The sequence below is a fragment of the Shewanella halotolerans genome (assembly GCF_019457535.1).
Taxonomy (GTDB): domain Bacteria; phylum Pseudomonadota; class Gammaproteobacteria; order Enterobacterales; family Shewanellaceae; genus Shewanella; species Shewanella halotolerans.
Map to the genome: position 1 here is coordinate 2,613,478 of NZ_CP080417.1, position 24,987 is coordinate 2,638,464.

The window sequence follows — 24,987 nt, forward strand, 5'->3', positions numbered from 1 at the left end:
GGGTTTAATTACCGAGCAACTTAGAGCGCCGCCGCATCGTAGAAAGGCTGTGAGGCCTTGTCTTTAACGGCCTGCGCCTTGGCAAATACCGCTTTATCCTCTTCGACCGTGCCCGCCTTGCCCTGCTCGGGATGAAGCCCCAGGCGCTTAAACAGCGTCATATCTTCGTTCTCTTCCGGGTTACTCGTGGTCAACAACTTACAGCCGTAGAAGATAGAGTTGGCGCCGGCAAAGAAACACATAGCCTGTAGCTCATCCGTCATCTTCTCGCGCCCTGCCGACAGGCGGACCCGTGACAATGGCATCACGATACGCGCCACGGCGATGGTACGCACAAATTCCAGCGGATCCAGATCGTCTAAGTTTTCAAATGGGGTACCGGCAACCTTCACCAACATGTTGATGGGCACAGACTCGGGATGCTTAGCCATGTTAGCCAGTTGCTGCAACAGCCCGGCGCGATCGCTCGCCTGCTCGCCCATGCCGACGATACCGCCAGAGCACACCTTCATGCCGGCGGCGCGCACGTTATCCAGGGTGTTGAGCCTGTCCTGATAGGTACGTGTGGTAATGATATCGCCATAGTATTCTGGCGAGGTATCCAGGTTGTGGTTGTAGTAATCCAGTCCTGCGTCGGCCAGATCTTTGGCCTGGGATTCGCTGAGCATCCCCAAGGTCATGCAGGTCTCCATGCCCATGGCTTTCACTTCGCTGACCATATCCTTCAAATACGGCATATCGCGCTCATGGGGATTACGCCAGGCGGCGCCCATACAGAAGCGTGACGCCCCGGCGGCCTTGGCGGCGCGGGCCTCGGTCAGCACCTTCTCAATCTCGATCAGTCGCTCTTTCTCAAGGCCGGTATCGTAGCGGGCACTCTGAGGACAGTACTTGCAATCCTCTGGGCAGGCGCCGGTCTTGATCGACAGAAGGCGTGAGATCTGCACCTCGTTAGGGTCGAAATGCTGGCGATGAATGCTATGGGCCTTAAACAGCAGGTCATTCATAGGTAGCGCAAAAAGTGCTTCAATTTCATCACGTTGCCAATCGTGACGTAAGGCTATTTCGGACATTGATTACCAACCTTCAAGTTGCTATTTTGAGCCGGAATGCTTGATTTCCGGCGACATTTATCTTGCTTAGCATACCCTTAGGCCTTAATCTGTCAACGCCAACCAGTTAAACCGGTTTACTAACGATTAAAAATTAATCAGGATTTTTTATGTCTGTTAACTCTCAGATCGACCATCAATTCGACCGACAACATATCTGGCACCCCTACACCTCCATGACTCAGGCCCTTCCTGCCTATGGTGTGGTGTCGGCCGAGGGGTGTGAATTGATCCTGGAAGATGGCAGACGCCTGATCGATGGCACCAGTTCCTGGTGGGCCTGTGTACACGGTTACGGCCACCCCTATATTCTGGAGGCGATGCAGAAACAGCTATCGACCCTCAGCCATGTGATGTTTGGCGGCATCACCCACCCCAGCGCCATCGCGGTGAGCAAGAAGCTGCTTGCCATGACCAGCGAGAATCTTACCAAGGTGTTTCTGGCCGATTCGGGCTCGATTGCCGTCGAGGTGGCGATGAAGATGGCACTGCAATATTGGCAGGGACGCGGCGCGCCAAACAAGCAGCGAATACTCACGGTAAAGCATGGCTACCATGGCGATACTTTTGCCGCGATGAGCGTGTGCGATCCCGAAGGCGGCATGCATACCATGTTTGGCGAGGCGGTGACTCAGCAGCTGTTTGCCCCTGCCCCCAAGACCCCCTTCGGTGAAAACTTGATAGCTGACGATCTCGAGGCGATGGCGTCGCTGCTTGAAGCCCATCACCAGACCATAGCGGCGGTTATCATAGAGCCTATCATGCAAGGCGCCGGCGCCATGCATTTCTACAGTGCCGACTATCTGAAAGGACTGCGTGCCCTGTGCGATCGCTACAAGGTGTTGTTGATCTTAGATGAGATAGCCACAGGCTTTGGCCGCACCGGCAAACTGTTTGCCTACCAGCATGCAGGTATTGAGGCGGATATTCTCTGTCTGGGTAAGGCGCTCACCGGCGGTTACATCTCTCTGGCTGCCACCCTGTGCAGTGACGAGGTGGCCTTGGGGATCAGCGACTCCCCCTCCGGCGTCTTCATGCACGGCCCTACCTTCATGGGTAACCCGCTGGCCTGCGCCGCCGCCAGTGCCAGCCTGGATCTGATCAATCAACACCAGTGGCCCGAGCAGGTAGCCGCCATCGAACGGCAGATGAAACAGGAGTTAGCAGCCGCCAGCGCAATCGACGGGGTAAAAGCGGTGCGCTGTTTGGGCGCCGTTGGCGTGATAGAGATGACCCGCAGCGTCAATACCGCAGCATTGCAACAGGCCTTTGTGGATCGCGGCGTCTGGGTTCGCCCCTTCTCGAGCTATATCTATATCATGCCGCCTTACACCATTAGCGCGCAGCAGCTTAGCCGCCTCACCCAGGCGATGCTGGAGGTCGCCGCCATCGCGGGGGCTAATGCGAAAGCATCGAACGGCGATGACGCGGGCTTTATCAGCCACGGGTAACCCAGCTTTCCTTTCTAATTTCAAGGGCACAAGATTGCGCCCTTCAACTCCCGCTGAGCTATAGTTAGCCAAGGCGTGCCGATTCGCTTAAGTCTCAGCGCGCTGATTGGCGCTCCATCGAATCGCACTCGACAGGCTCAACTCAGAAAACCGGGAAAGCTATGCCTCTCACCGACGAGCAAAAACAGCTTATTCAAAAATCCTTTGCCGAGATCAATCGGCAAAACAGTAACTTCGCTTCGCACTTCTACGATTGCCTGTTCGCCATGGCGCCCTTGATCCGTCCCATGTTCCAGAGCGAGCGGCCGGTATTCGAGTATCATTTCAACGAGCTTATCACCACGGCCGTCGCCAAGGTACATCAATTCAATGAGGTCAAGCCTAAGCTAGAGGAGCTGGGACGAAAGCATCTGGATTACGGCGTCACTATCAGCCAATTTGAGGTGGTGCGCGCCGCCTTGTTGCTGTCGATTCAGGATTGTCTGCGAGACGCATCCAGCCCGGCTATCGAGCAGGCCTGGTCAAGTTATTACGATGAGATTGCCAAGGTGATGATTGCCGCCATGCAGGAAGCGGCATCCTGATCAGGCTGCCAGCATCTCGCCTATCTTAATCTTATACTTTTTCCCGCTTCAGCCAGTCGCTTAACTGTACCATTCCCTCATCGATCGAAACCAAGGGGCGATAGTTAAGGTCGCGCTTGGCCGCAGAGATGTCGAAATAGTGACTGGTAGAGAGCTGTCTGGCTACGAAGCGTGTCATGATGGGCTCATCGCGCTTCCCCAGCAGGCCGTAGACCCCTTCTAACAGGGCGCCGGCCAGATAGGCGACGCTGGCGGGCACCCGCTGCTCGACCTTGGGCAATTCGGCACAGGCCAAGATCTTGTTGAGCATGGCCGCCATGGTGATCGGCTCATCGTTACTCAAAAAGTAACACTTTCCGGCGCACCGCTGTGGGTTCTGCTTGAGGGTCAACGCCGCCAAAATATGGGCGTAGGCCGCGTTGCCAACATAGATGGTATCCACCAGCTTATCGGCCTTACCCACTAACTTGAGCTTACCGGCTCGTGCACGGGCGATCACCCTGGGCACCAGGTGAGGATCTTCCGGCCCCCAGATGAGATGGGGCCGAAGGGATACGGTATTTAGCTTGCCTTCAGAGGGAAAATCAGCACTCGACAATGAGGTGCCATTTGCGGCCGTCACCCTCTGCTCGGCGATCGCCTTGGACTCGCCATAATAGTTGAGGAAATGACTGGCATAGGGCGCGCGCTCGTCTATGCCAGATTCATCTTCACCGGCAAAGGTCACACTCGGGGTACTGGTATAGACGAAACTGTCTATGCCATGGGCGACAGCGGCCTTAAGCAGGTTGTCACAGCCCAGCACGTTAGGGGCAAAATAACTCTCCTTGCTGCCCCACACCCCGGCCTTAGAGGCCACATGGAAAACCAAGTCGCAGCCCGCCATGGCGTCTGTCAATGCGTCAAGATCGCAGATATCGCCGCTCACCATGTTAACGCCCATGGCCTCAAGCTCGGGATAATGCCCTCTGGCAAAGCCTGTCACTTCGATGCCCGCCGCTATGAGGCGCTGACAGATCGCCTTACCCAGAAAGCCGCCGGCGCCGGTTACCAAGGCATGGCGGCTAAGACCCGCCAGCAGGGTTAACGCCTCAAGCTCTTCAGGGAGCAGATTTACGTTGTCTGTGTGATTAGAATGCTTGGTGATGCTCACGGGCGATCACTCCTTGTAGGTGGACTGCGCCCAGACCGCCAGCTTCTCTCTGAAGATCTTGGCGTTATGGCGGATATCGACGGGAAAGCCCGGATGGATCAGAAAGCGGGTGATCCCCTGAGTCTGGCTATGGGCCTCACCCAGCAGCCTAAGCTCGGTATAAAGCGCCGCGGCATTGCTACAACTCAGCCCCTGCTCCAACTCGAGACAAATTAAGGGCTGCATCTCCCCTTTTACCTCTATGCCCACCAAGGCGGAACGCTTGATGTCGCTGTGAGTGTTGTAGATACGCTCGCAGGGGATAGAGAAATAACGCCGTGGCTGACCATCGACCATGCAATCCACCCTGTGGGCCTTACGACCGCACATCCACAGGCGTCCCTGATTATCGAGATAACCCAGATCCCCCATGCGGTGATAATGCTGACCCTCGCCATCGAAGATCTTCGCCTGGGCCGTGGCCTTATCGCGCCGATAATAGCTGGCACTCACCATGGGGCCCTGCACCACAATCTCGCCTATCTGCTCCCTTAGCAGGCAGAGATCCGCCGACCAAGTTGGGATCTCGGCCTCATCTATCTCTATGATATGCATGCTGACGCCATCTATCGGCTTGCCGACACAGATGCCGCCGCCATTGTCTGTAACTTCGGTAGTATCAAACAGCTCGTGACTGGTTATCATGCTCAGCGGCAGTGATTCGGTAGCCCCGTAGGAGTTAAGCACCGGCGCATCACTCGTTAGCATCTCACTGAAACGCTTAATAGATGCAATGGTCGCCGGGGCGCCCGCCGAGATCACCCGTTTCAGGCTGCCAAGTTTTACCTTTTTATCCCGTGAAGTGCCCGCCAGCCCCAAGCGCTCGATAAGCGCCGGATTGACGAACATGTTAGTGCAGGCATAACGCTCGATGGCCGCAAAGATATAATCGGGATTAGCTGTGATCGGCTTGCTGGCATCCATCTCTGGCACGATCGAGGCCATGCCCAGCGCTGGGCCAAACAGGGAAAACAGCGGGAAGGTGGCGAGATCCCGCTCACCGGGCGCTATCTGATAGTCGTGCTTGAGGGCGCTGATCTGCGCCTCAAACATACGATGGGAATAGACCACGCCCTTAGGGGTGCCCGTGCTGCCACTGGTAAACAAGATGGCGCACATCTCGTCACAATCGAGCTGAGCCATAGAGAAAGGCCCCTTGCCTCGCCCTAGTTGCTTAAGCTGTTCCAGGCTCGCACCGCCCCACAGCTTACTGCCGCCGACGGTCACCAGGTGAGTCAGGCTTGACTTGCCCCAACCAAACAGGCGTCTGGCCAGGTGGGCCTTGGGGATCCCGATAAAGGCATCGGGCTCGGCCTCTTGAAAACACTGCTTGAGGTTTTTCACCCCCATGCCTGGATCCACCAAGATAGGGATTATCCCAGCCTTAAACAGGGCGAAGGTTAAGGCGAAGAACTCAAGGCTCGGCGTCACCATCAGCACCGCCTTGGCGCCGCGTTTGATGCCATAGGCATACAGGCCGTGGGCCAGGATGTCGCTCATGGCATCAAGCTCGGCAAAATTCAGCTCTTGGTACTCAAGCTGTTTACTCAAGACCCCACTGGCCTTTTGTACCGCCACCGCCAGCTCATTGGGGGCCTCTTTGGCCGCCCGGTTGAGATGACGACACAAATTGGCGCCGACTTGAATCGTCTCTGACATCCGCCTTACCCTTTTTTTACGTTAATGCGTGACCGTTTTTACGTTAATACGTGAGTTAACGCGCCATAAATTGCTGCACCTGGGCCACCACCTCATCGCTGGCATCTTCCAGGATATAGTGACCACAGTCGGCAAACTCATGCACCTCAGCCTCGGGGAATCGACGCTTCCACTCATCGAGGAAGTGTTTGTCGAATACAAAGTCTTTGAGTCCCCAGCAGATCATCATAGGCAATTGGCTAAACTGGCTCAGTTTCTCGCTGATCTCGCTCACCAGTTCATAGTTGCGATCACCGGGCTTGAGCGGAATATCCTGCACGAAGCGCAGGGTCGAGATACGATTCGCCCAAGAGTTAAACGGCGCCACATAGGCCTCGCGTATCGCCTTTGGCATAGGCGCGCGCTTAACGCCAATATAAGAAGCGATAGAGGAGAAGGCATTAAAACCGCGTACTAATACTGTGCCCAGAAGGGTGTTACGACAGATCCACAGCGCCCAAGGAAACGGCTTAGCTTCTGGCAGATGAAAGGCGCCAGTGTTGAGCACTACGATTTTCTTGATCCGCTCGGGATGACGGGCCGCATAGCCCATGCCTATCATGCCGCCCCAGTCGTGAACGATCAGGGTGATCTTCTCTTTCACCTCAAGGTGATCCAGCAAGGCTTCCAGATCGTCGATACGATTCTTCAGGGTATAGTCGTAACCGGCATCGTCTGGCTTATCCGACAGACCGCAGCCGATATGATCCGGCACTATGCACTGATGATTCGGGCTCAACGCCGTCACCAGATTGCGATAATAGAAAGACCAGCTCGGGTTGCCATGCACCATGACCACGGGCTCACCCTGGCCTTCATTCACATATTGCAACTTGTGACCATTACGATCTAAGTAATTGCGCTTAAAAGGAAATAACGAATCGAGCATGGGGGTACCTGTTATGATTATGCGTTAAGTGGGCGCCGCCCCTCGGCGTCGCCCCTATGCTGTACTGTCAGTAAGAAGATGAAGGGCGCTCTACCACTTGAGTCCAAGCATCATGCAGTTGAGACCACTGCCTATACCGAGGAAACTGACCTGATCGCCCTTGCGCAGGAAACCCTGGTCGTGTGCCATGGCTGCCGTCACAGGCAGCGAGACTGTGCCCATGTTGCCGAGTAGCTGATAGGTAGGGAACTCTTTCTCCTGAGGGATATTGAGCGCGCTCAGCACCTGCTTACGGTTTGAGGCCCCCACCTGATGACAGATCACCTTATCGACCTGCTCCACCAGCCAGTTACGCTGCTCGAGGAAATGCGCCCAGGTATGGCGAGCCAGCTCGACCCCTTCTTTCAGCAGGGCCACACCGTCGGTGCGCATAAACTCGCGGTATAGCTGGGTGCCCGCTTCCTGTAATCCCCATTGACAGAGATTATGATGTTCGGGCGCCGAAAGGTGACTCGCCCCGAGCAGCTGATGCTGACGCTCACTCTTAAGCGGCAGGCTGCCATCGGTAAGCAGCACAGCCACGGCGCCAGAGCCACCGGTCAGGGTCGCCAGCGACTGGGCATAATTCTGCATCGTGGGCTCGGCCAGCATGTTATCTATGGTGATATCCACGATATGACGCGCCGACTCGCAGGAAACCACCAGGCCAGCCTTGATCTGACCCAGCTCGATGCGGTTAGCGATATCCAGAATGCCGGACAACACACCCAGACAGGCGTTGCTGATGTCGTAGATGGCGGTGTCCTTAGACACCCCAAGCTCGGCGGCGATACGACAGGCGGTCGCCGGCTCGTGCTGATCGCGGCAGACACCGGTATAGATCACGGCGCCGAGATCGGCCACATCTATCCCCGTCTCCTCGATAGACTTGTGCGCCGCCGCCAGGGCGCCATCGGACAATCTATGCCCTTTCGGCCACCAGCGACGCTCATGGATCCCGGTCAATGCGGCGAGCTGCCCCATAGGGATCCTGAATTTCTGATACAAGGGAGCTAATCGAGACTCTAACTCTGAAGTCGAAACCACTTCAGGTGCCAGCTCATAGGCCAGACTATTTATAAAAACGCGAGAATATTTCATGAAACCGTTCTGTTTCGCTCATTATATCGGCACTTATTCGGCCAATTTTTATCTTTCAGTGTTAACCCGCCATTTGAGCAAGAAACGGCGAATGATTCAATAAAAAACCGCCATAGGGCGGCTTTTTTCGACATCGATCGGCAAATTTATGACAGCGCCCGCTGGTTTCTTCTCTAGAAGCTAATTGCCTGAAAAGCTCATCTGCCGATTCTTGGTTCGTTAAGTGGCTAAAAAAGCAACTCTGGCAGTACTAATCAGACAAGCACCAATCTTGCGGGCGTGAGTCTGACAGTCGCTAATCTGGCAAACTCTATTCTGGCAATTAACAGCTTGGCAGGCGAGCCAGGATCAATCCGTTTCTCGGCGTCACCTTAAGATCGCAAAAGGCGCCTAGGCTCACCTCATAGCCCTGTTCCTGCAGGAAACAGACTCTGTCGAGCAGCAGCCAGAGCTCTAAGGCCTCACGAAACAGGTGCGCAGCCAGATCGATGCGCCGGGTCATGCACTGGCGCTCGAACCCTTTATCTAAATAATGCTCCTCGTCCCACTGCTCGGGCAGTTTGACCTGTTTCTGCTCAGCCGCCCAGGCACAAAATTCCCTGAAGCTGCCGCTCAGTTGGCTCTGCTTCACCGCGGGTATCGGCAAGTAGTGTGAGCTGCCGATCACATCCCGTTGCAGGCTATCGAACCCCAGGCGCCAGCCCACCTCTTTAAGGCGCAGCGCCCTCGCCTTAGCATTGGCGATAACCGAGCGTTGCAGCGGCAGCTGCAGATCATGTTTACTCAGCAACAATTGGCTCTTCTGGGCGAGACTCGACAGCGGCTGGTAGTGACTATCACTTATCAGATGATAACAACAGGGCGCCACCGCCAAGGCGCGGGTTTTCGCCTTGGCCGCGCCGCGCAGCAAACTGAGATGCAGCTCGCCGCAGGCATGCAGGGCGACCGCCTGCTGCTCGCATTTAAGCAGCTGTTGGGCAGATTCTGACAGGGCATCGCCGCAGACAAAACGCTGGGGCAATTGCCACTGATGGGCAAACTGCGAACCTGCCTCACACAACCCCTGCTGCCACTCGAGGCTCACAACAGTGCGTGACTGCCCCTTGGCCAATAGGCGCCCCAGATGCCCCTTACCGGCGCACCATTCCAAGATCTCATCATCACTTGGTGTGACTCTCGCGGCGAAGGCGAGGATCTGCTGCCACTTACGCCCCTTGATGTGGGCGCTAAAATGCCCAAGTTCACTCTCGGACAGTCCCGCACAGGCCTCATCGGCGCTATGCTCTGCGAAGTCTGCATGTGCTAGATCAGAGGGTGCGAGCCCTGCGGCGAGGGTTTTAAGTAAAGACAAGGGCCAGATTATGCCCCTAGCGGCGAGATCCGCCTCGAGTGCGGGCGCGAGACGCGCGTGCAGCGCTATGCTGTCGCTATCCAGACTATCGAGCTCTTCGTCATCAAGCTGCCAGAGTAGCTCGGCGAGTCTTGGAAACTCCTCCTGCCAGGGCAAGGCCTCCGCCTCGAAGGCTTTAACCTGCCACAGCGCTCGGCTGCTACTTAGCAGGTCATCTAAGGCAGTAAACTGCTTGGCATAGGACATCTGGCTCCTCGGCATTCTCTGCGGCACTCTTCAACAAAATATAAGGCTAAAAACAAACGCCGGCGATGATCGACCGCCGGGCGTTAATTGTCAACCAACTTAGGCTACAGCGATAGCGACATGCATCTTAAGCCTGCAACTTTTTAAGCGCCATGCGTTTACCCAGCCAGACCCCGAGCCCCAGGGGGGCGAAGAAGCAGACCACGAAGAAGAGCACCAGATAGAGGATCAGACTCTTGAGGGTCTTGGTCAGCTCGCTAAAGGCGCGCTCGACCGCATGCTGGCTTATGGTATCGAGTTCCGCCGCAGCCGCTACGCGCTGACGATTAACCATCTCTTCCAATGCCAGACGTTCCTGCTTCACCATCTGTTCCAGCGCCTCGCGCTCGACGGAGAGTTTAGCCAGCTTGTCGTCGGTAGACTCGCTCAGCTGCGCCAGCAGCGGGGTCAGCTCGCGGCGTAGATCCACCGCCAATGTCTGCATCATCTCTGGGCTCTGGGCCATCAACTGCTGAAACTTGGCCGAGGTATCGCTGATGCTCTGCAGTGTCTGCTGCACAGTCTCAGGGTTGATGTTGGCATGCAGGGCATACAGCTCCGCCTTCCAACCCAGGATCTTAGGCGTCTGCTCGGCGATCATCGCCATGCGATCCGATACGTCACTCATCACCTCGGGCACAGTACCAAAGGTTGTCACCGCCTCAAATTCGCTGATGTTGCGATAGGCCAGCCAGTCGTTAAAGGCCGAGTGACGGGCGAAGCTGAGATCGGTAATGGGGTTCTTCGCCACATAATCTAAGATAAAGGACTGATATTGCTCGAACTCATTCGGCTTTACGAAGCCTTTTATGGAGCGCTCAAAATCTGCCTGCAACACCTTGCTGACCTCAATGGCGATTCTTTGCTGCTCACCAAACAGCGTCTGACCGGCGCCGCTCTCGAAAAACGCGCTCATCTGCGCCGTTAGCGTCCAGGTATCCACCATGGCCGCGACGGGTGATGCCTGAAAGATCGCCCGCTGCAGCGCCTGTTCGCTGTTGATCTTCCACATTAAAACGTTGGATTTGATCGCCAGATCATCGCCTTGGTTTAGTGCAATCTGATCCGCCCCCTGCTCCACCTTGGCATAGAAGGTGTGGCTAAAATCTCGGCTAAAGACACGCATGTTGAGCTGTGCCTGCGGCAGCGGCTCTATACCGCTCTCGAGTTTAATTTCCAGTAACGAACAGGCAGACAAACTCAACATGCCGATCACCAAGAGGACAGATCTGTATTTCAGCCCCATAACAATACCCCGTTAAAATTCACAACCATTTGAATTTAAATGACTAATAACCAGATGCTAGCACCATTAACCAAGGCGCACCAGCACAGTCCCTAGTTGAACCCTCACCTTAGCTACTTTAGAATGCCGCCAAGATCACAACTTGAGTATAAACAGTTAAGATGCAATCACCCTGCGTAGCCCGCTGCGGCTTAAACGAAGAAGATATCTGTATGGGTTGTTTTCGCCACATTGACGAGATTGTCGGTTGGGGCCAGGCAGATGAGGCTCGTCAGACAGAGATTTGGGACAATGTGAACAGGCGTAAACAGCAAGGAAAAAGCGGTGAAAACCAGCAGATCATCAGCCGTCAGAAGTGGCTAGAGGCGGAGCAGCGTCTCGCAGCGCAAGACGCCGATAATGAGTAGATCCTAAGACTTACTTCTTGTTCATCATATTCTTAAGATCGGCGAAGGGATTATAGGTCGCCGCTTCTACCTGAGTCTCACTCGTCGGTCCGTACTGGATCAACTCTTCATACTTGGCATGTTCGTTGTCATGGCAATAGAGGCAGAGTAGCTCCCAATTGGAACCATCGCTCGGGTTATTGTCATGATTATGATCCCTGTGATGGACCGTCAGTTCCCTGAGATTGGAGTGGGTAAATTCGCGGGTACAACGTCCGCAGATCCAGGGATAAAGTTTAAGCGCCTTTTCGCGATAGCCAGACTCACGCTTGGCCTTATATTCGCGGGCCTCAGCCAATACTTTATCTAATTTACTTTGACCTTGATGGGTAGACATAAGCTCGTCTCTGTTCTTGCCCCCATGGGGCGACTCAATTTACTGGCAATATACCCATAGTCGCCGCAAAAGGGAATCTTAGGCGCAAATCGGACTAAGATGTGTTGCATTTCGATAGCTTGCATAGATATTAGACCTTGCCATACCAGCAAAGTGCCAGGGCCAGCGTCTCTTGTATAAATCCGGCCTTTGCCGCCATATAAGCCTCGCTGTCATGGTGGCAAGATAACGCGGCGATACGCTTTAACTCGGCATATTCACGCGCCTTATCTGGATGCGCTATCAAATAGTCACGAAAGGCGCGGTGGCAAGTCAGCTGAGTGCTTCCCGACTGAAACACATGCAGGTGATGACTGCGCTGGGCTGCCCCTTTTTGAAAATAACGCCGACCGGCAATGCCATGCTCACCCCGCGCCCGATAACCCAGCTTGGCAAGCTCGCTATTTTTGGCATCGAGCGCATCGAGCACATCCAAACGCTCTACCTCGGCTAAGATATCGATAATGGGTTTGGCCGCCAGTCCCGGCACCGAGGTACTGCCAATATGCTCGATAGTGATGACCCCATCGCCCAGCACGGATTGCAGCAGAGCCTTCTCCGCTTCAAAGACCCTTGGCCAATGGTCTTGGTAATCGAGCACCTCAAAGATCCGGCTCATCTCAACGACTCCAGGCTTATGCACTCAAACAACGGGCTTAAACAGAAGCGCCTCATAGCGTCACCCAGATCTCGCTGACACGCGGGTCGGCGGCGATCATCTTAGGATCATTAGACGCAAATTCTCGAGCCCCCATGAGCGATATGGCAGCCTCGTTAAACTCAAGCGGCGTGAGCGTCAGGGTGAGGCTCTGCTCAAACTGAGCCAGCTTACCCTGTTGCCAATTAGTCACCTGACCACCATAGTCCCACTCAAAACCATACAGACTAAAAGGCCCCTGATTAACTTGCTCAACTTGGCTCAGGCTAGTGCCAATGCTTATCTCACCAAGCAGTCGCCAGCGACTCTCGGGCGAGCTAATCTGCGCCGTCATACTGCCATCTTGATTGAAGAAAAAGCGAAACTCGCGCTCAGGCTCACCTTTAAAGGCCACAAAACCTGCTATCGTCTCGCCTTCCCCCATACCAATCTCGGTTGCGGTGATATTGGCCTCACCCAATTTGCTGCGGATCTCATCCAGATTCGCCCCCTTCTGGATAACCCCAAACTGCTGTCCAGGGATGACGATAAGCGAGGCATCGATTTCTGCTCCTAATACCTGTTCACTACCAAGCGATGGTTCGTCTTTACTCGCCGTCGAAGACTCTTCTTTAGAAACTGTTGAGGACTCTTTATTCGAAGCCGTTGAGGACTCTTTCATACGAGCCGTTGAGGACTCTTGCGTACAGCCGGCTTGTAGCAGCGCAAGGGTGATCGCCGCTAGTGTTAAAGTCAGATGGTTCTTCATTACGCCTTCCCCTTTTTGATGCTAGTTAACATGTAAAAGGCAAATAGTGGGCTCAACAAAAACAGTAATGAGAGGAGCTGCATGCTTTCGCCCTGTCTGATGAGGGCAAAAATTGCCAGTAAGTTATCTATATTCACCCAGATATACCCCACTAAGATAGCCAGTAAGGCTAAGGCAAAGTAGCGCACCAACCAGACCCCTAGCTTTTGCTCACCGGACAATCGACGATTAAAGCGCGCCACGCCAAGTCCAAATAGCGGCGTAAGCAAGAGTGTCCAGACCGCCAGATAGTTAAGCCCCATGGGCAAGGTACCGGCAAAGGAAAACAGCGGGTAGACAATATTGTAAAACAGGGCGATCAACACTAGCTGCCCAAGCAAGGAGAAAACATTACGCATAACGTTTAATTGTTCGTCATCCAGGTCGCGTCTGGCCGCCAAGTACTCAATCAAACTGGTGTGGGCGGTGGGGATCAACGCCACCATGGCTAGGGTCATAGAGCACATCACCAACAACATAGATTCGCGGTAGAAAGGAAAGTTTGACAGCCGATTGGCGATAGCAAAGTAGTCAAACTGCGCAGCGTAGGGGCCGTAGGCTAATGTCAGAAACCAATCGCTTAGCTGACCTAGGCTCGGCACCTCGCCGCCGATTAAATAGGTGCTTAGCGGCCAGTAGCCAAGATAGAAGGCAGTGGCAGCAAACAGGGGCAAGGAGAACAAGATAAGCACTGTCACAAATATGCTCACGCTTTGGCGCATGCCAAGCAGCAAGAGAAGCCAGAGCCCCCAAACGGGATTAGTATAAATAAACAAGGGCTTAGTCAGGGCCACATCCTTGAGGTATGTGTAGCCTCCCTTGGTTAAGCTATAGGCTAATACGAGGGCGAACAAGAGTGCGACACCAGCGCTTATCTTGCGGCCAATTCCCTTATCGAACATCTCAAACACGACAACCGATCTCCTTGTGTATTATCCCATCCCCAGTCGGAACTAAGCTGTTTTTAGATCATATTAGCGCTCAAACCACCAAACAGCCCAGAGCTCGAAGCCCAAGCCTAAGCCTGAGCCAGGCTAGTTATCGGCAGGATGGTTCACCCCATCACTAGTAACCACCTCGCCGATATCATAAGGATTCACGCCTTCGAGACATCCCAAATTAACACCATACTCATTCGGGTTAGAACGGCGCTGATGATGGGTATAGATGCCGCAAATCCCACAGAAATAATGCTTCGCGGTATGGGTATTAAACTGGTACATCTTAAGCTGCTCTTGCCCCTTAACGACGCTTAGTCCGTCTAGCGTCACCGAGACTACGATAGCCCCCTTGCGGCGACAGATAGAGCAATCACAGCGCCTGGGCTTCTGTATGCCATTGGGTAGACTCAAGGCCAACTCCACCGCGCCGCAATGACAGCTCGCCTTGTGCACAGACAAAATCTCGGTATTACCGACTCGTTTCATCGTGTTCTCTCCTCGCTAGCGCTTAGCTTGATAGCGCCTAGTTTGCTAGCGCTTAAGTTGCTAGCGCTTAAGTTGCTAGCGCATCGTTTAAGCTTTCCAAGACGTTTGTTCTCAATAAAAAATTAGCGACCATGTTGTGATTGCACCACTAAGTCACTCTTCACCTTGGCGCCGCAATAGAGACAGGTAACATGACGCGGCGCCAGTTTTCTACCACAACCTGAGCAATGAATGGCCGGGGTAAATTTTCCATCGAGCTTACCATCGCGCAGATCGATCTCCTGGATCTTGGCGACCAGCATCTCCTTGTTAAAGCCTATCTCCTCCAGTAACTCAGACATGGCAAGACACACCATGGAGAGGTGATCTATCTGATCTTGAAGGCCCTGCAAGCTTACCTCATTGGCTCTGGCGTGAGACTTCGCCTGCCCCGCTTCCCTTGCTAAATCGTTGATTCTGAAGTTTTGAAAAATATCGTATATATCCATAACGTCTCCCTGTTAAATAAAAAATAGCGCCAATATCGGTGCGGCTACCAGCACCAACAACAAAGGCGCGTAATAGCCAAGCACAAGGTCATAAATCGACCTACCTCGCTGCAGGCGATGGCGAATCAGCTCCCCAACCTTAGTGGCGATATAAGCATTACTAAGCCATCCAACGATGAATAGCAGCAGGCTTAACACTATCGCCGCAGTCCCGTGACCCCAAAAGAGAACGGTGACCGGCAACAGCATCACCAGGGGAATATAGGGTAAGGAGGCCAAGGGGCCATAGCCCATATAGGTATTTGAAAATGCGCCGATAATAAGGTCTCGCCTTAGGCCTGTAAGTCTCTGCTTAAATGAGGGATTGCACACTTCACAGCTGGGCCGAGCCAAGCCTTTCGACGCATAATATTTGTGCTGACTGGGTTTATCTTTCCAGCCACAGTGAGGACAGGTCCATGCCATAACCGCTTAAACGCCTTTCGCTCTATTCATCGGCGCCATTCTCTCGTTCGATATCCGTTCTGGCTAAGGACACTAGCGCAAATAGTAAAACGCATCAAGCAGTTAGCAACCAAGTAAGACAATTGCTCCAAAAACGGACACAAAAAAGCAGCCCTTAGGCTGCTTTTCTTAATTGAGGATTTAAGACTCAGTACAGAGCTTAGATCTGCTTCACCGCATCTGATAAAGCACAAATGACATTGCTATCCTTAAAGCTGAATAATGACAATTACCGTTAATTGTAGTCTTGTTGCGTCGACCACTTAGCGACAAATCGACCACCTGCTTCCGCTATTTTCTCTAGCCGATCACATGCACCTAATGCGACCCCTGAGCCAATCGCCTTTTGAGTAGACCTGACCACCTCGCCATTCCTGACAATGTCGACTTTTAGCGTCGCGGTAGAACTTGGCCTCAGGGAAAATAATACCCAGCGATGTGGCGTCACATCGATATAGGTAACACGGAGCATGTACTCATCGGGCATTTCACTATTTCTCGATTTATCTACAAGGATATTAGCTTGGTAGGTTTCTGCCGATGCCCGTATTGAATCAGATAATGTCTGAAGCATAAAACATTCGTTTGCTACCTTGTCGACGTCCAGGTTTCCGGCAAATTCAGGTGTTGCTAAGAATAAGGTTGGCCTGTTGATATTTGAGGAACCATTTACCTGAACTGGTGCACTCTCCTGCTTAGGAGTTGCGCCACATGAAGCGAGTACCAAAGACATTAAACCGATCAAAAGTGATTTAGCAATCATAATCAAGACTCATAATTTTTAAAAAAATCAAATCTGGAAGCATCAATGCTGTACAGCGACATCGGCCTCTTCAAGCTTATCCATGTAACCCAAATAAACATCTACCCCTTCGGCCCAATGAGGATTTGCCTTTTTAGTTTTAAGGAAATATTCCCTTGCCTTATCGTAACGAGACTTGTGGTAATAGCACAAAGCGATATACCAGTGAGCCTCAACATTGTTTGGGCGACGTTTTAACAATCGATGGCACTTTTTAAAAAGCTGTTCATACCTTGCTTGCTCGATCAGTAGATCAGCCCCTTCTAATTCTGGTGGACGGTCACTACCATCTCCTTTAAACCAAAGCATAAAACTGAAAAAGCATATCGTAAAATAACAAAGCGTCAGTAATCCGGCTATGAAGGTAAAACGATATGACAAACTGTTTATAGATTCTATCAATGGGGATAACTCAGAAACTTCCATGACTCTCACAACTTCCCTAACGTATAGCTAGCTTAGCTATATAAAAATTTGGTTAGATAAAACGCTAGGGAATCCCCAGATAATTCCCTTTTTATTCAATTCAGTAGACACGCATGGTGTTGATTGATCTAATTGATTTCGCCAAAAAACTACCAGATCCAACACCATGCGTGATGTCCATATCTTACACGATTTACTCAAAAAGCAATGCCCGCAAATACATCAAAAACGGCTTAATTCTCTGATGGTTGCTACAGAAGCGTTACTTGATGGCAATCAGTTGTCACTCACTCAGCTTGGTCGCAATATCTCTGGTGCGGTGGCGCCAAAGCACAACATCAAACGGATAGACAGGCTACTCGGCAACCCGCATCTACACTCTGATAAATTCGCTATTTATCAATGGCATGCCAAGTTACTCTGTGTTGCTAATCCCATGCCGGTAATCCTCATTGATTGGTCTGATGTCCGTGAACAATTGCGGATGATGACATTGCGAGCCTCTGTCAGTGTGCAAGGGCGCTCGGTTACCCTGTATGAGCGTACTTTCAAGCTTGCCGACTACAATGCTCCACGCAGTCATAACGCCTTCTTGGCGGAGTTGGCACAGGTGCTGCCGTCCCATGTGTGTCCACTGATTGTCACCGATGCGGGTTACCGCAATACCTGGTTTCGGGAGGTGGAACGATATGGTTGGTTTTGGCTTGGCCGTGTCCGTGGGGATGTCGGCTTTCTCCAGGCCAATCATGCCCAATGGCAGTCGAATAAGTCGCTTTATCCCTCCGCCACGGCGAAAGCCCGGCATATTGGTTACGTAAAACTGGGACGAAAATCGCCTATGCGCTGTCATTTACATCTGTACAAGGCTGCGCCGAAATATCGAGCCGACAAGCGGTCATCCAAAGCAGGACGCAATCATACGGCACAACAAAGTTACCGTCTTGGCAGTAAAGAGCCTTGGTTACTGGCAACCAACTTGCCTACGGAGGCGTTCTCGTCAACGCAGGTGGTCAAACTTTATGCCAGACGGATGCAGATAGAAGAAACCTTTCGCGACCTCAAAAGTCCCCAATACGGCATGGGACTCAGACAAAGCCGCAGTCGTTGTCCACGCCGTTATGATGTGTTGTTGCTGATAGCTTTGTTGGCAGAAATCCTGCTTTGGTGCATCGGTCTGGCAGCCAGGCATCTGGGATGGCAGCGGAGGTTTCAAGCCAATACGATACGTGACAGAAACGTGCTATCTGTGCTCCGGCTCGGCAAAGAAGTGAGACGACGTCCGGAATACTCAATCAAAGAATCGCATTTTCGCTGGGCTTGGGGTGAATTTCTTAAACTGGTTAACACCTCTGGGAGGCCCGAATTATGAGGGGATCCTCCAGGATAAAACGTTATCTAAATTCATTATTCTAGATTTTGTAATAAATCAGCAAACTTTAATAGCAATTTCTAAAAGAGCACTCTATCAAAAATGGGAATAACTCTGACAAAAATGAAGAATACAGAATATTCGACAATAGATTCACCATCTGCATCACGATATCAGTAATAAATATTCCAAATTCGCTATTATCATCCAAGGCAACTTCCACATCCTGAATGTATAAATTTGTCCAACTTGCTTTTCTTAAGCAGGCAATGGAGAACTTTTCGGAGAGTAAAGCGGACACAAAAAAGCAGCCCTTAGGCTGCTTTTCTTAATTGAGGATTTAAGACTCAGTACAGAGCTTAGATCTGCTTCATCTCTTCATAAGAGGTGTGACGTACGTCCTTACCCTTAACATAGTAGATGATGTATTCGCAGATGTTCTGGCATCTGTCGCCCACGCGCTCTACGGCGCGCGCCGCCCAGAGTACGTCGAGCACTTCTGGGATAGAGCGAGGATCTTCCATCATATAGGTCATCAGCTGGCGGATAATACCCTCGTATTCGCTATCTAGCTTGCTATCTTCCTTATGCAGCTCGATGGCCACGTCAGCGTCCATACGCGCCAGCGCGTCCAGGGTCGAATGCAGAGTACGGGTCGCATGACGGCCCATATGCTCTATGCTCACCAGCAGTGGTTGCTGGTTCTTGAGACGCTTATCCAGCGCAGCGGCGGCGATCTTCACACAGGCATCGCCGATACGTTCAAGGTCGGCAATCGTCTTAGAGATGGCGATGATCAGACGCAAGTCGCTAGCGGCAGGCTGACGCTTGGCAATGATACGGGTACACTCCTCATCGATAGAGACCTCCATACCATTGACGCTGTGGTCACCGTCAATCACCTTCTGCGCCAGATCGGCATCCAGGTTACCTAAGGCGTCCAGGGCCTGCTCCAGTTGACGCTCAACCAGGCCACCCATCGCCAATACGCGGTTACGAATATCGTCGAGCTCGGCATTAAACTGACCCGAGATATGTTTATTTAAGTTTATGTTTTCCATTGACATTCAACCTTATCAATTCTTGCCATTCAGTTGGCAGCGGCCCAATTAACCGTAACGACCCGTGATGTAATCTTCGGTCTTTTTCTTCTTCGGCGTGGTGAAGATGGTGTTAGTGTCGGCATATTCCACCAGCTCACCCATGTACATGAAGGCGGTCTGATCCGAGACACGCGCCGCCTGTTGCATGTTGTGGGTCACGATCACCACGGTATATTTAGCCTTCAGCTCAGTGATCAGCTCTTCGATGGTCAGGGTCGAGATAGGATCCAGTGCCGAGGTCGGCTCATCGAGCAGCAAGACTTCGGGTTCGATGGCGATGGCGCGGGCAATCACCAGACGCTGCTGCTGACCACCAGACAGACCGAAGGCGTTGTCATGCAGACGATCTTTCACCTCATCCCAAATCGCGGCGCCGCGCAGTGAACGCTCGGCGGCTTCATCCAGCTGACGACGGTTGTTGATGCCCTGCAGGCGCAGGCCGTAAACCACGTTCTCATAGATAGACTTAGGGAAAGGGTTTGGACGCTGGAACACCATGCCGACGTTGCGGCGCAAGGATGCCACATCTACCTTCTTGTCGTAGATGTTTTGGCCGTGCAGCAGGATCTCACCGTCGATATTACAGTTATCCACCAGATCGTTCATGCGGTTGATGCAGCGCAACAAGGTTGACTTACCACAACCACTGGGGCCGATGAAGGCGGTCACCTTCTTCTTAGGGATCTTCATCGACACGTCAAACAGGGCCTGCTTGTCGCCATATTTTAGATCTAAGTTACGGATCTCAAGTGCGGTCTGCTCGCTGCTTAAATTATTTAAGTCTAAAGTCTCTGTTTTCATTACCGACTGATCTATCGAAATCATATCTGTTCCTAATCACTTCAGGATAAAGGTTATTCGCGCCCCAGCCTAGCCCAGGCGCGATTAATTCGGGTTTTAGGTTAGTGTTCCAGCGAGCGATACTTCTCACGCAGGTGATTACGCACGGCGATGGCGGTCAGGTTAAGACTCACGATCACTGACACTAACAGGAAGGAGGTCGCGTAAACCAAGGGACGCGCCGCCTCAACGTTGGGGCTCTGGAAGCCCACATCATAAATATGGAAACCTAGGTGCATGAACTTACGCTCCAGGTGCACGAAGGGAAAGTTCATATCGATCGGCAGGGTCGGTGCCAGCTTCACTACACCCACCAGCATCAATGGCGCTACCTCACCGGCTGCGCGGGCAACCGCCAGAATAAGCCCTGTCATGATCGCCGGGCTCGCCATAGGGATGATGATGCGCCACAGGGTCTCTGCCTTGGTCGCGCCCAGTGCCAGGCTACCTTGACGGACAGAGCTAGGAATACGGCTCAGACCCTCTTCGGTCGAGACGATCACCACAGGCAGGGTCAGGATAGCCAGGGTCAGCGCCGACCAGATCACCCCGGGTGAACCAAATGTCGGTGCCGGCAATGCTTCTGGGTAGAAGAGTTGGTCGATTGAGCCACCCAGCATATAGACGAAGAAGCCAAGACCAAATACGCCGTACACGATCGATGGCACACCCGCCAGGTTAATCACTGCGATGCGGATCATCTTAGTAATTGGGCCTTTCTTCGCATATTCATGTAGATAAATAGCCGCAACCACGCCAAATGGGGTCACAATCACCGCCATCAGCAGCACCATGAAGACGGTACCGAAGATTGCCGGGAACACCCCCCCCTCAGTGTTGGCCTCACGGGGATCGGCGCTAACGAAGTTACCCACGCCGCTAAACCAGTGGCCAATCTTACCCATGATGCCAAGGTGGTTAGAGTAAGTAACACCTAAGATACTGTCGAGCTGTAACGTCACCTCTTCGCCGCGCATGTCACGAACGATCACCGCATCTCGGCCCGCCTCTGCACGCAGGTCGAAGAAGGCTTTTTCGAGTACCTTGTAATCGGCCTGCAGCTTGTCACGCTCCGCCGCTAGCTCTGCCTTACGGCTGTCGGTCAGGGCGTTGTCCAGTTCAAAACGACGCTCTTTCAGACGTAGATTTTCAAGTGCATAGTTAACCGCGCCAATCTCACGCTTTTGCAGCGTGGTGGCTTTGTCGCTCAGGGCGACCGCGCGCTCGATATGCTCTTCAAACGAGGCTTCCACATCGTCTAGCGCCAGACGCTTACCATCTTCTATGATGGCGATGGGATAACCGAAGAAATCACCGTTCTTAGTACGCTCGAGTTTTGCCACATCCGTTGGTGTGGTGCGCGACAGAATATCTGTCCCCAGCACCCAACGAAAATCCAGGCCAACAAACTCACGGTTACCCGTCTTGATCAGGTAGCGGGTTACCAGCTCACCTGGGTCTTCGCTAAACTTGTGTCCGGCAGAGATCAGGCGCTCGGTTGGCACCTCTTCCTTATCGTAGATCTCACCGATAATGGTTGAGCGCTTGCCATGCTGATCCACCACTTCCCACTGGTAGATATCTGCCGGCCAGAAGTAGCTCAATCCTCGCCAGGCGATCAACAGCAACAAGCCCAACACGGCGATCAAACTGATACTCACGGCGCCACCTGTCATCCAGATCCAGGGGGAACCCGACTTAAACCACTTACCCATTACATTGGCCTCTTAACGTCACAGGCGAAAAATTAAAAATCGATAACATGCCAGCCTCCCTTAGAGTGAACTGTAGCGTTCACGCAGACGCTGTCTCACCACCTCGGCGATGGTGTTAAACAGGAAGGTGAAGATAAACAGTACGAAGGCCGCCAGGAACAGCACGCGGTAGTGCGAGCTGCCGATAGCCGATTCAGGCATCTCCACGGCGATGTTGGCCGCCAAGGTACGCATCCCCTCGAACACGCTCCACTCCATGATGGCGGTGTTACCCGTGGCCATCAGCACGATCATGGTCTCACCCACGGCGCGGCCGAGGCCCATCATGACGGCCGAGAAGATCCCCGGGCTCGCGGTAAGTAGCACCACACGGGTCAGGGTCTGCCAGTTAGTTGCGCCCAGCGCCAGGCTGCCGTTAGACAGGTGACGCGGTACAGAGAACACGGCGTCTTCGGCGATAGAGAAGATGGTTGGGATAACCGCAAAGCCCATGGCGATGCCCACTACCAGCGCGTTACGTTGGTCGAAGGTGATCCCCAGCTCATTGGTGATAAACAGACGGGTATCGCCGCCGAAGAAGGCCACTTCGATACTCGGACTGATATAGAAGGCAAACCAGCCCACGAAACAGATAACAGGTATCAGCATCAGCTCTTGGTATGTCTCAGGCAGACGCTGCTTCCAGCGACCCGGCAACTTGTACCAGCCCAGTGCCGTTAACAAAATACTGATAGGCAATAGCACCAGCAACATGATGATCCCCGGCAGGTGATCCTCGATAAGCGGTGCCAGCCAGAGACCGGCCAGGAAGCCGAGAATAACCGTCGGCAAGGCTTCCATGATCTCGATGGTCGGCTTCACCACGGCGCGCACTTTTGGCGACATGAAATAGGCGGTATAGACGGCGCCGGCAATCGCCAGCGGCGTCGCAAATAGCATGGCGTACAGCGCAGCCTTCATGGTGCCAAAGGCCAGCGGCATCAGGCTGAGCTTGGCTTCGAAGTCATCCGAACCTGAGGTCGACTGCCACACATATTGCGGCTCGGGGTAACCTTCATACCACACCTTGCTCCACATGGCGCTCCAAGACACCTCTGGGTGGCTGTTTTCCACCGCAAACAGATGCAGCTTGTTGCCTGCCTCGACCACCAGGGCGTTGGCGCGTGGGCTGAAGCCCATCTGGGTGGCGTGGGCTAGATCGAAAGTCTCGGTGAAGAGTTTGCGCTGACTCGTGGTATAAAGCAGGTCTAACTCGCCAGATTCGCTCACGGTGGCGAAGCTCTTACGGTAGAACTCACCGGCGATGCGCTTCACGCCCGCCTTGTTCTTAAATTCGCGGATCTCCTGATACTGACGACCCTTGTCGCCATTGACCTGGAAATATTGGAAGATTTGGCCATTGTCATAGCTCACCAGCAGAGAGCTGGCGCCGGCCAGCAGGGCAACGTCTGTCACCTTGGTCTTGGCACGTTCAAGCTCGATCACCTGACTTAGGGCTACCTCATCCACATAGCGGATATCGTAGACGTACAGGCGATTGCCAGAGCGCAGCAGTAGCTGACGCTGATCTGGGGTCATCAACTGCTGATCGACCTGAGCAGGCGCTTCCTGGATCTGACTGGTAGTGGCTTCCCACTCCACCTCTTCGGTCATCATGTTCTCTTCACCGTTGTGGCGGGTCAGGAACCAGCGACCATTGGCATCATGATAGGCGAAGCTGAGTTTGTCAGAAGCCGAGGCGAAGGCCAGCTGATAAAGTGGCGTGCCCGACTCAGACACCTGCAACGGCGATGCGCCCAGCGGATAACGCAGGCTTGGGGTGATCAGACGCTTGTTGTTGGGATAGGTCACCGCAAAATTCACACCGGCTATGATCACCTGGCCATTTGAGAGACCGAAGGCAAAGCGCTGCTCACTTGGTACACCGGCGACGCTGCTGACGATCTCTGCATCCTGAGGCACATTTATCTGCTCCTGCTTGACCAGGCTGGCACTCAGGGCGCTATAGAAGCTGACCCCGCCATCCTGCGACACGCGGTAGAGGATCTCGTTTTGCTCGTCGCTGCCCACCATAAGTGCAGGCGATTTGGCGTCTTGCAGTTCGACATTTATCACTGGCGTGACATCTGCCCCATCGAAAATCGGCTTTACAACATAGAGTAGGTAGAAAAAGATCAGCAAGAGCGCCACAAACACCATGGTGCCGCCCAAAGTCACCCCTATCTGGGTGAGCTTATCCTTAAATGCTCGCTTGCTGGAGCCCTTGCCCATCAACAAATCTGTTGCAGTAGAACCAGGTTGAATGACCTGAGTTTCCATTAAGAACCTCGTTAATTTTTGTTCAGTAGAGTTTTCGCTGGGATTGTCGTTTCTGCTATGTTAACTATAGTGAATCGAGGCAAGCCCTTTTCTGACAGTCGGGATTATATGACGCAAAGATGACACTAATGTTACAACCAGAAAATGTCATCATTATAGGAGCTTGTTAAACTTTTTCAGCCGCTTTTCATATTGTTAATGCCGGAAATTGATTCAACCGTGCCCCGTCCGGGGGGCGTGGCGATACCGCACTCAACCAACTGATGGAGCCTATGCGAAATGTTACGATATTTAGTCACCCTGCAAGTCGCCGATAAACCAGGATTGGTCGAACAGATAGCTCACAGCGTCAGCCGCCACGGCGGTAACTGGCTCGACTCTGAGCTGCGCCACATCGACGGCATCTTCGCCGCCATCTTGCTACTGGAAGTCCCCGCCGCCAACTGGGACACACTGCTGGAAAATCTGGAATGCATCGAAGGCCTCACCCTCACCTACGCCAAGACCCGTAAGACTCAGGCACCGCAGACCATACGTCGCTACTCTCTGGTCGCCTACGACAGACCCGGACTGGTACATGATATCTCTAACAAGATCAATGAACTGGGCGCCAACATCGAGCGACTATCCACCCATTACGAGACGGCCAGCCACACGGGCGTTGCCCTGTTTCGCGCCAACTTTAGCCTGAGCGTTAAAGATGAGGCCGCCGAGCAGCGCCTCACTCAGGCCCTCTACACCATAGGTGACGACGTGGTATTGGATATCGTCGATTAAGC

Annotated in this window: 25 protein-coding genes; 5 read left to right on the top strand and 20 right to left on the bottom strand. The window is 53.1% G+C overall.

Annotated elements, in window-relative coordinates; translation table 11 throughout:
* Window positions 1-20 precede the first annotated feature (20 nt).
* On the bottom strand, window positions 21-1,073 hold the full coding sequence (gene bioB / locus K0H81_RS11195; protein ID WP_220058374.1) for a biotin synthase BioB: 1,053 nt from the start codon (window positions 1,071-1,073) through the stop codon (window positions 21-23).
* Between the two features lie 149 nt (window positions 1,074-1,222).
* Between bioB and bioA the strand changes: the two genes are divergently transcribed.
* A complete protein-coding gene (gene bioA, locus K0H81_RS11200; RefSeq protein ID WP_220058375.1) occupies window positions 1,223-2,563 on the top strand; it encodes an adenosylmethionine--8-amino-7-oxononanoate transaminase in 1,341 nt (446 codons plus the stop codon).
* 161 nt (window positions 2,564-2,724) lie between these two features.
* Entirely contained in the window at window positions 2,725-3,147 is a 423-nt protein-coding gene (locus K0H81_RS11205; RefSeq protein ID WP_220058376.1) for a globin domain-containing protein, read from the top strand.
* Between the two features lie 31 nt (window positions 3,148-3,178).
* On the opposite strand, the gene oleD is transcribed toward K0H81_RS11205, so the two are convergent.
* From oleD to K0H81_RS11235, 6 genes are all read right to left on the bottom strand, one after another.
* Entirely contained in the window at window positions 3,179-4,300 is a 1,122-nt protein-coding gene (oleD, locus tag K0H81_RS11210; protein WP_220058377.1) for a 2-alkyl-3-oxoalkanoate reductase, read from the bottom strand.
* A 6-nt stretch (window positions 4,301-4,306) separates the two neighbouring features.
* Window positions 4,307-5,998 (bottom strand): olefin beta-lactone synthetase, encoded by a 1,692-nt coding sequence (gene oleC, locus K0H81_RS11215; RefSeq protein WP_220058378.1) that lies wholly within the window; start codon window positions 5,996-5,998, stop codon window positions 4,307-4,309.
* 55 nt (window positions 5,999-6,053) lie between these two features.
* A complete protein-coding gene (locus K0H81_RS11220) occupies window positions 6,054-6,926 on the bottom strand; it encodes an alpha/beta fold hydrolase (protein ID WP_144198920.1) in 873 nt (290 codons plus the stop codon).
* Window positions 6,927-7,016: 90 nt separating this feature from the next.
* A complete protein-coding gene (locus tag K0H81_RS11225; RefSeq protein ID WP_011865512.1) occupies window positions 7,017-8,066 on the bottom strand; it encodes a 3-oxoacyl-ACP synthase III in 1,050 nt (349 codons plus the stop codon).
* Window positions 8,067-8,388: 322 nt separating this feature from the next.
* Entirely contained in the window at window positions 8,389-9,663 is a 1,275-nt protein-coding gene (locus tag K0H81_RS11230; protein ID WP_220058379.1) for a methyltransferase, read from the bottom strand.
* Between the two features lie 127 nt (window positions 9,664-9,790).
* A complete protein-coding gene (locus K0H81_RS11235) occupies window positions 9,791-10,948 on the bottom strand; it encodes a chemotaxis protein (RefSeq protein WP_220058380.1) in 1,158 nt (385 codons plus the stop codon).
* A gap of 161 nt (window positions 10,949-11,109) precedes the next feature.
* On the opposite strand from K0H81_RS11235, the gene K0H81_RS11240 reads away from it, so the two are divergent.
* Window positions 11,110-11,355 (top strand): DUF1289 domain-containing protein, encoded by a 246-nt coding sequence (locus K0H81_RS11240; protein WP_220058381.1) that lies wholly within the window; start codon window positions 11,110-11,112, stop codon window positions 11,353-11,355.
* A gap of 10 nt (window positions 11,356-11,365) precedes the next feature.
* On the opposite strand, the gene K0H81_RS11245 is transcribed toward K0H81_RS11240, so the two are convergent.
* The 9 genes from K0H81_RS11245 to K0H81_RS11285 form a co-directional block, all read right to left on the bottom strand.
* Window positions 11,366-11,731 (bottom strand): YajD family HNH nuclease, encoded by a 366-nt coding sequence (locus tag K0H81_RS11245; protein ID WP_011865508.1) that lies wholly within the window; start codon window positions 11,729-11,731, stop codon window positions 11,366-11,368.
* Window positions 11,732-11,861: 130 nt separating this feature from the next.
* Window positions 11,862-12,389 (bottom strand): GrpB family protein, encoded by a 528-nt coding sequence (locus K0H81_RS11250; protein ID WP_220058382.1) that lies wholly within the window; start codon window positions 12,387-12,389, stop codon window positions 11,862-11,864.
* 52 nt (window positions 12,390-12,441) lie between these two features.
* Window positions 12,442-13,176: a hypothetical protein gene (locus K0H81_RS11255; RefSeq protein ID WP_220058383.1), complete on the bottom strand. Its 735-nt coding sequence runs from the start codon at window positions 13,174-13,176 to the stop codon at window positions 12,442-12,444.
* Entirely contained in the window at window positions 13,176-14,126 is a 951-nt protein-coding gene (locus K0H81_RS11260; RefSeq protein WP_220058384.1) for a hypothetical protein, read from the bottom strand. The genes K0H81_RS11255 and K0H81_RS11260 overlap by 1 nt, the downstream gene beginning before the upstream one ends.
* 123 nt (window positions 14,127-14,249) lie before the next feature.
* Entirely contained in the window at window positions 14,250-14,642 is a 393-nt protein-coding gene (locus tag K0H81_RS11265) for a GFA family protein (RefSeq protein WP_144198906.1), read from the bottom strand.
* Between the two features lie 122 nt (window positions 14,643-14,764).
* Window positions 14,765-15,130: a hypothetical protein gene (locus tag K0H81_RS11270; RefSeq protein WP_220058385.1), complete on the bottom strand. Its 366-nt coding sequence runs from the start codon at window positions 15,128-15,130 to the stop codon at window positions 14,765-14,767.
* Window positions 15,131-15,142: 12 nt separating this feature from the next.
* On the bottom strand, window positions 15,143-15,595 hold the full coding sequence (locus tag K0H81_RS11275; protein WP_220058386.1) for a DUF1056 family protein: 453 nt from the start codon (window positions 15,593-15,595) through the stop codon (window positions 15,143-15,145).
* 274 nt (window positions 15,596-15,869) lie between these two features.
* Complete coding sequence (locus K0H81_RS11280) at window positions 15,870-16,397, bottom strand: hypothetical protein (protein ID WP_220058387.1); 528 nt, start codon at window positions 16,395-16,397, stop codon at window positions 15,870-15,872.
* Window positions 16,398-16,439: 42 nt separating this feature from the next.
* Complete coding sequence (locus K0H81_RS11285) at window positions 16,440-16,862, bottom strand: tetratricopeptide repeat protein (protein ID WP_220058388.1); 423 nt, start codon at window positions 16,860-16,862, stop codon at window positions 16,440-16,442.
* A 166-nt stretch (window positions 16,863-17,028) separates the two neighbouring features.
* Between K0H81_RS11285 and K0H81_RS11290 the strand changes: the two genes are divergently transcribed.
* On the top strand, window positions 17,029-18,231 hold the full coding sequence (locus K0H81_RS11290; protein ID WP_220058389.1) for an IS4 family transposase: 1,203 nt from the start codon (window positions 17,029-17,031) through the stop codon (window positions 18,229-18,231).
* A gap of 359 nt (window positions 18,232-18,590) precedes the next feature.
* Here K0H81_RS11290 and phoU read toward each other — a convergent pair whose 3' ends face one another.
* The 4 genes from phoU to K0H81_RS11310 all read right to left on the bottom strand — a co-directional run bounded on the left by phoU (window position 18,591) and on the right by K0H81_RS11310 (window position 24,208).
* Window positions 18,591-19,292 (bottom strand): phosphate signaling complex protein PhoU, encoded by a 702-nt coding sequence (gene phoU / locus K0H81_RS11295; RefSeq protein ID WP_220058390.1) that lies wholly within the window; start codon window positions 19,290-19,292, stop codon window positions 18,591-18,593.
* A gap of 48 nt (window positions 19,293-19,340) precedes the next feature.
* Window positions 19,341-20,159, bottom strand: a complete 819-nt coding sequence (gene pstB / locus K0H81_RS11300; RefSeq protein ID WP_011865499.1) for a phosphate ABC transporter ATP-binding protein PstB — start codon at window positions 20,157-20,159, stop codon at window positions 19,341-19,343.
* A 77-nt stretch (window positions 20,160-20,236) separates the two neighbouring features.
* On the bottom strand, window positions 20,237-21,889 hold the full coding sequence (pstA, locus tag K0H81_RS11305; RefSeq protein ID WP_144198899.1) for a phosphate ABC transporter permease PstA: 1,653 nt from the start codon (window positions 21,887-21,889) through the stop codon (window positions 20,237-20,239).
* 60 nt (window positions 21,890-21,949) lie between these two features.
* A complete protein-coding gene (locus tag K0H81_RS11310; protein ID WP_220058391.1) occupies window positions 21,950-24,208 on the bottom strand; it encodes an ABC transporter permease subunit in 2,259 nt (752 codons plus the stop codon).
* Window positions 24,209-24,487: 279 nt separating this feature from the next.
* Here K0H81_RS11310 and K0H81_RS11315 point away from each other — a divergent pair, with 279 nt between their 5' ends.
* Window positions 24,488-24,985 (top strand): glycine cleavage system transcriptional repressor, encoded by a 498-nt coding sequence (locus tag K0H81_RS11315; RefSeq protein ID WP_011865496.1) that lies wholly within the window; start codon window positions 24,488-24,490, stop codon window positions 24,983-24,985.
* The last annotated feature ends 2 nt before the right edge of the window (window positions 24,986-24,987 follow it).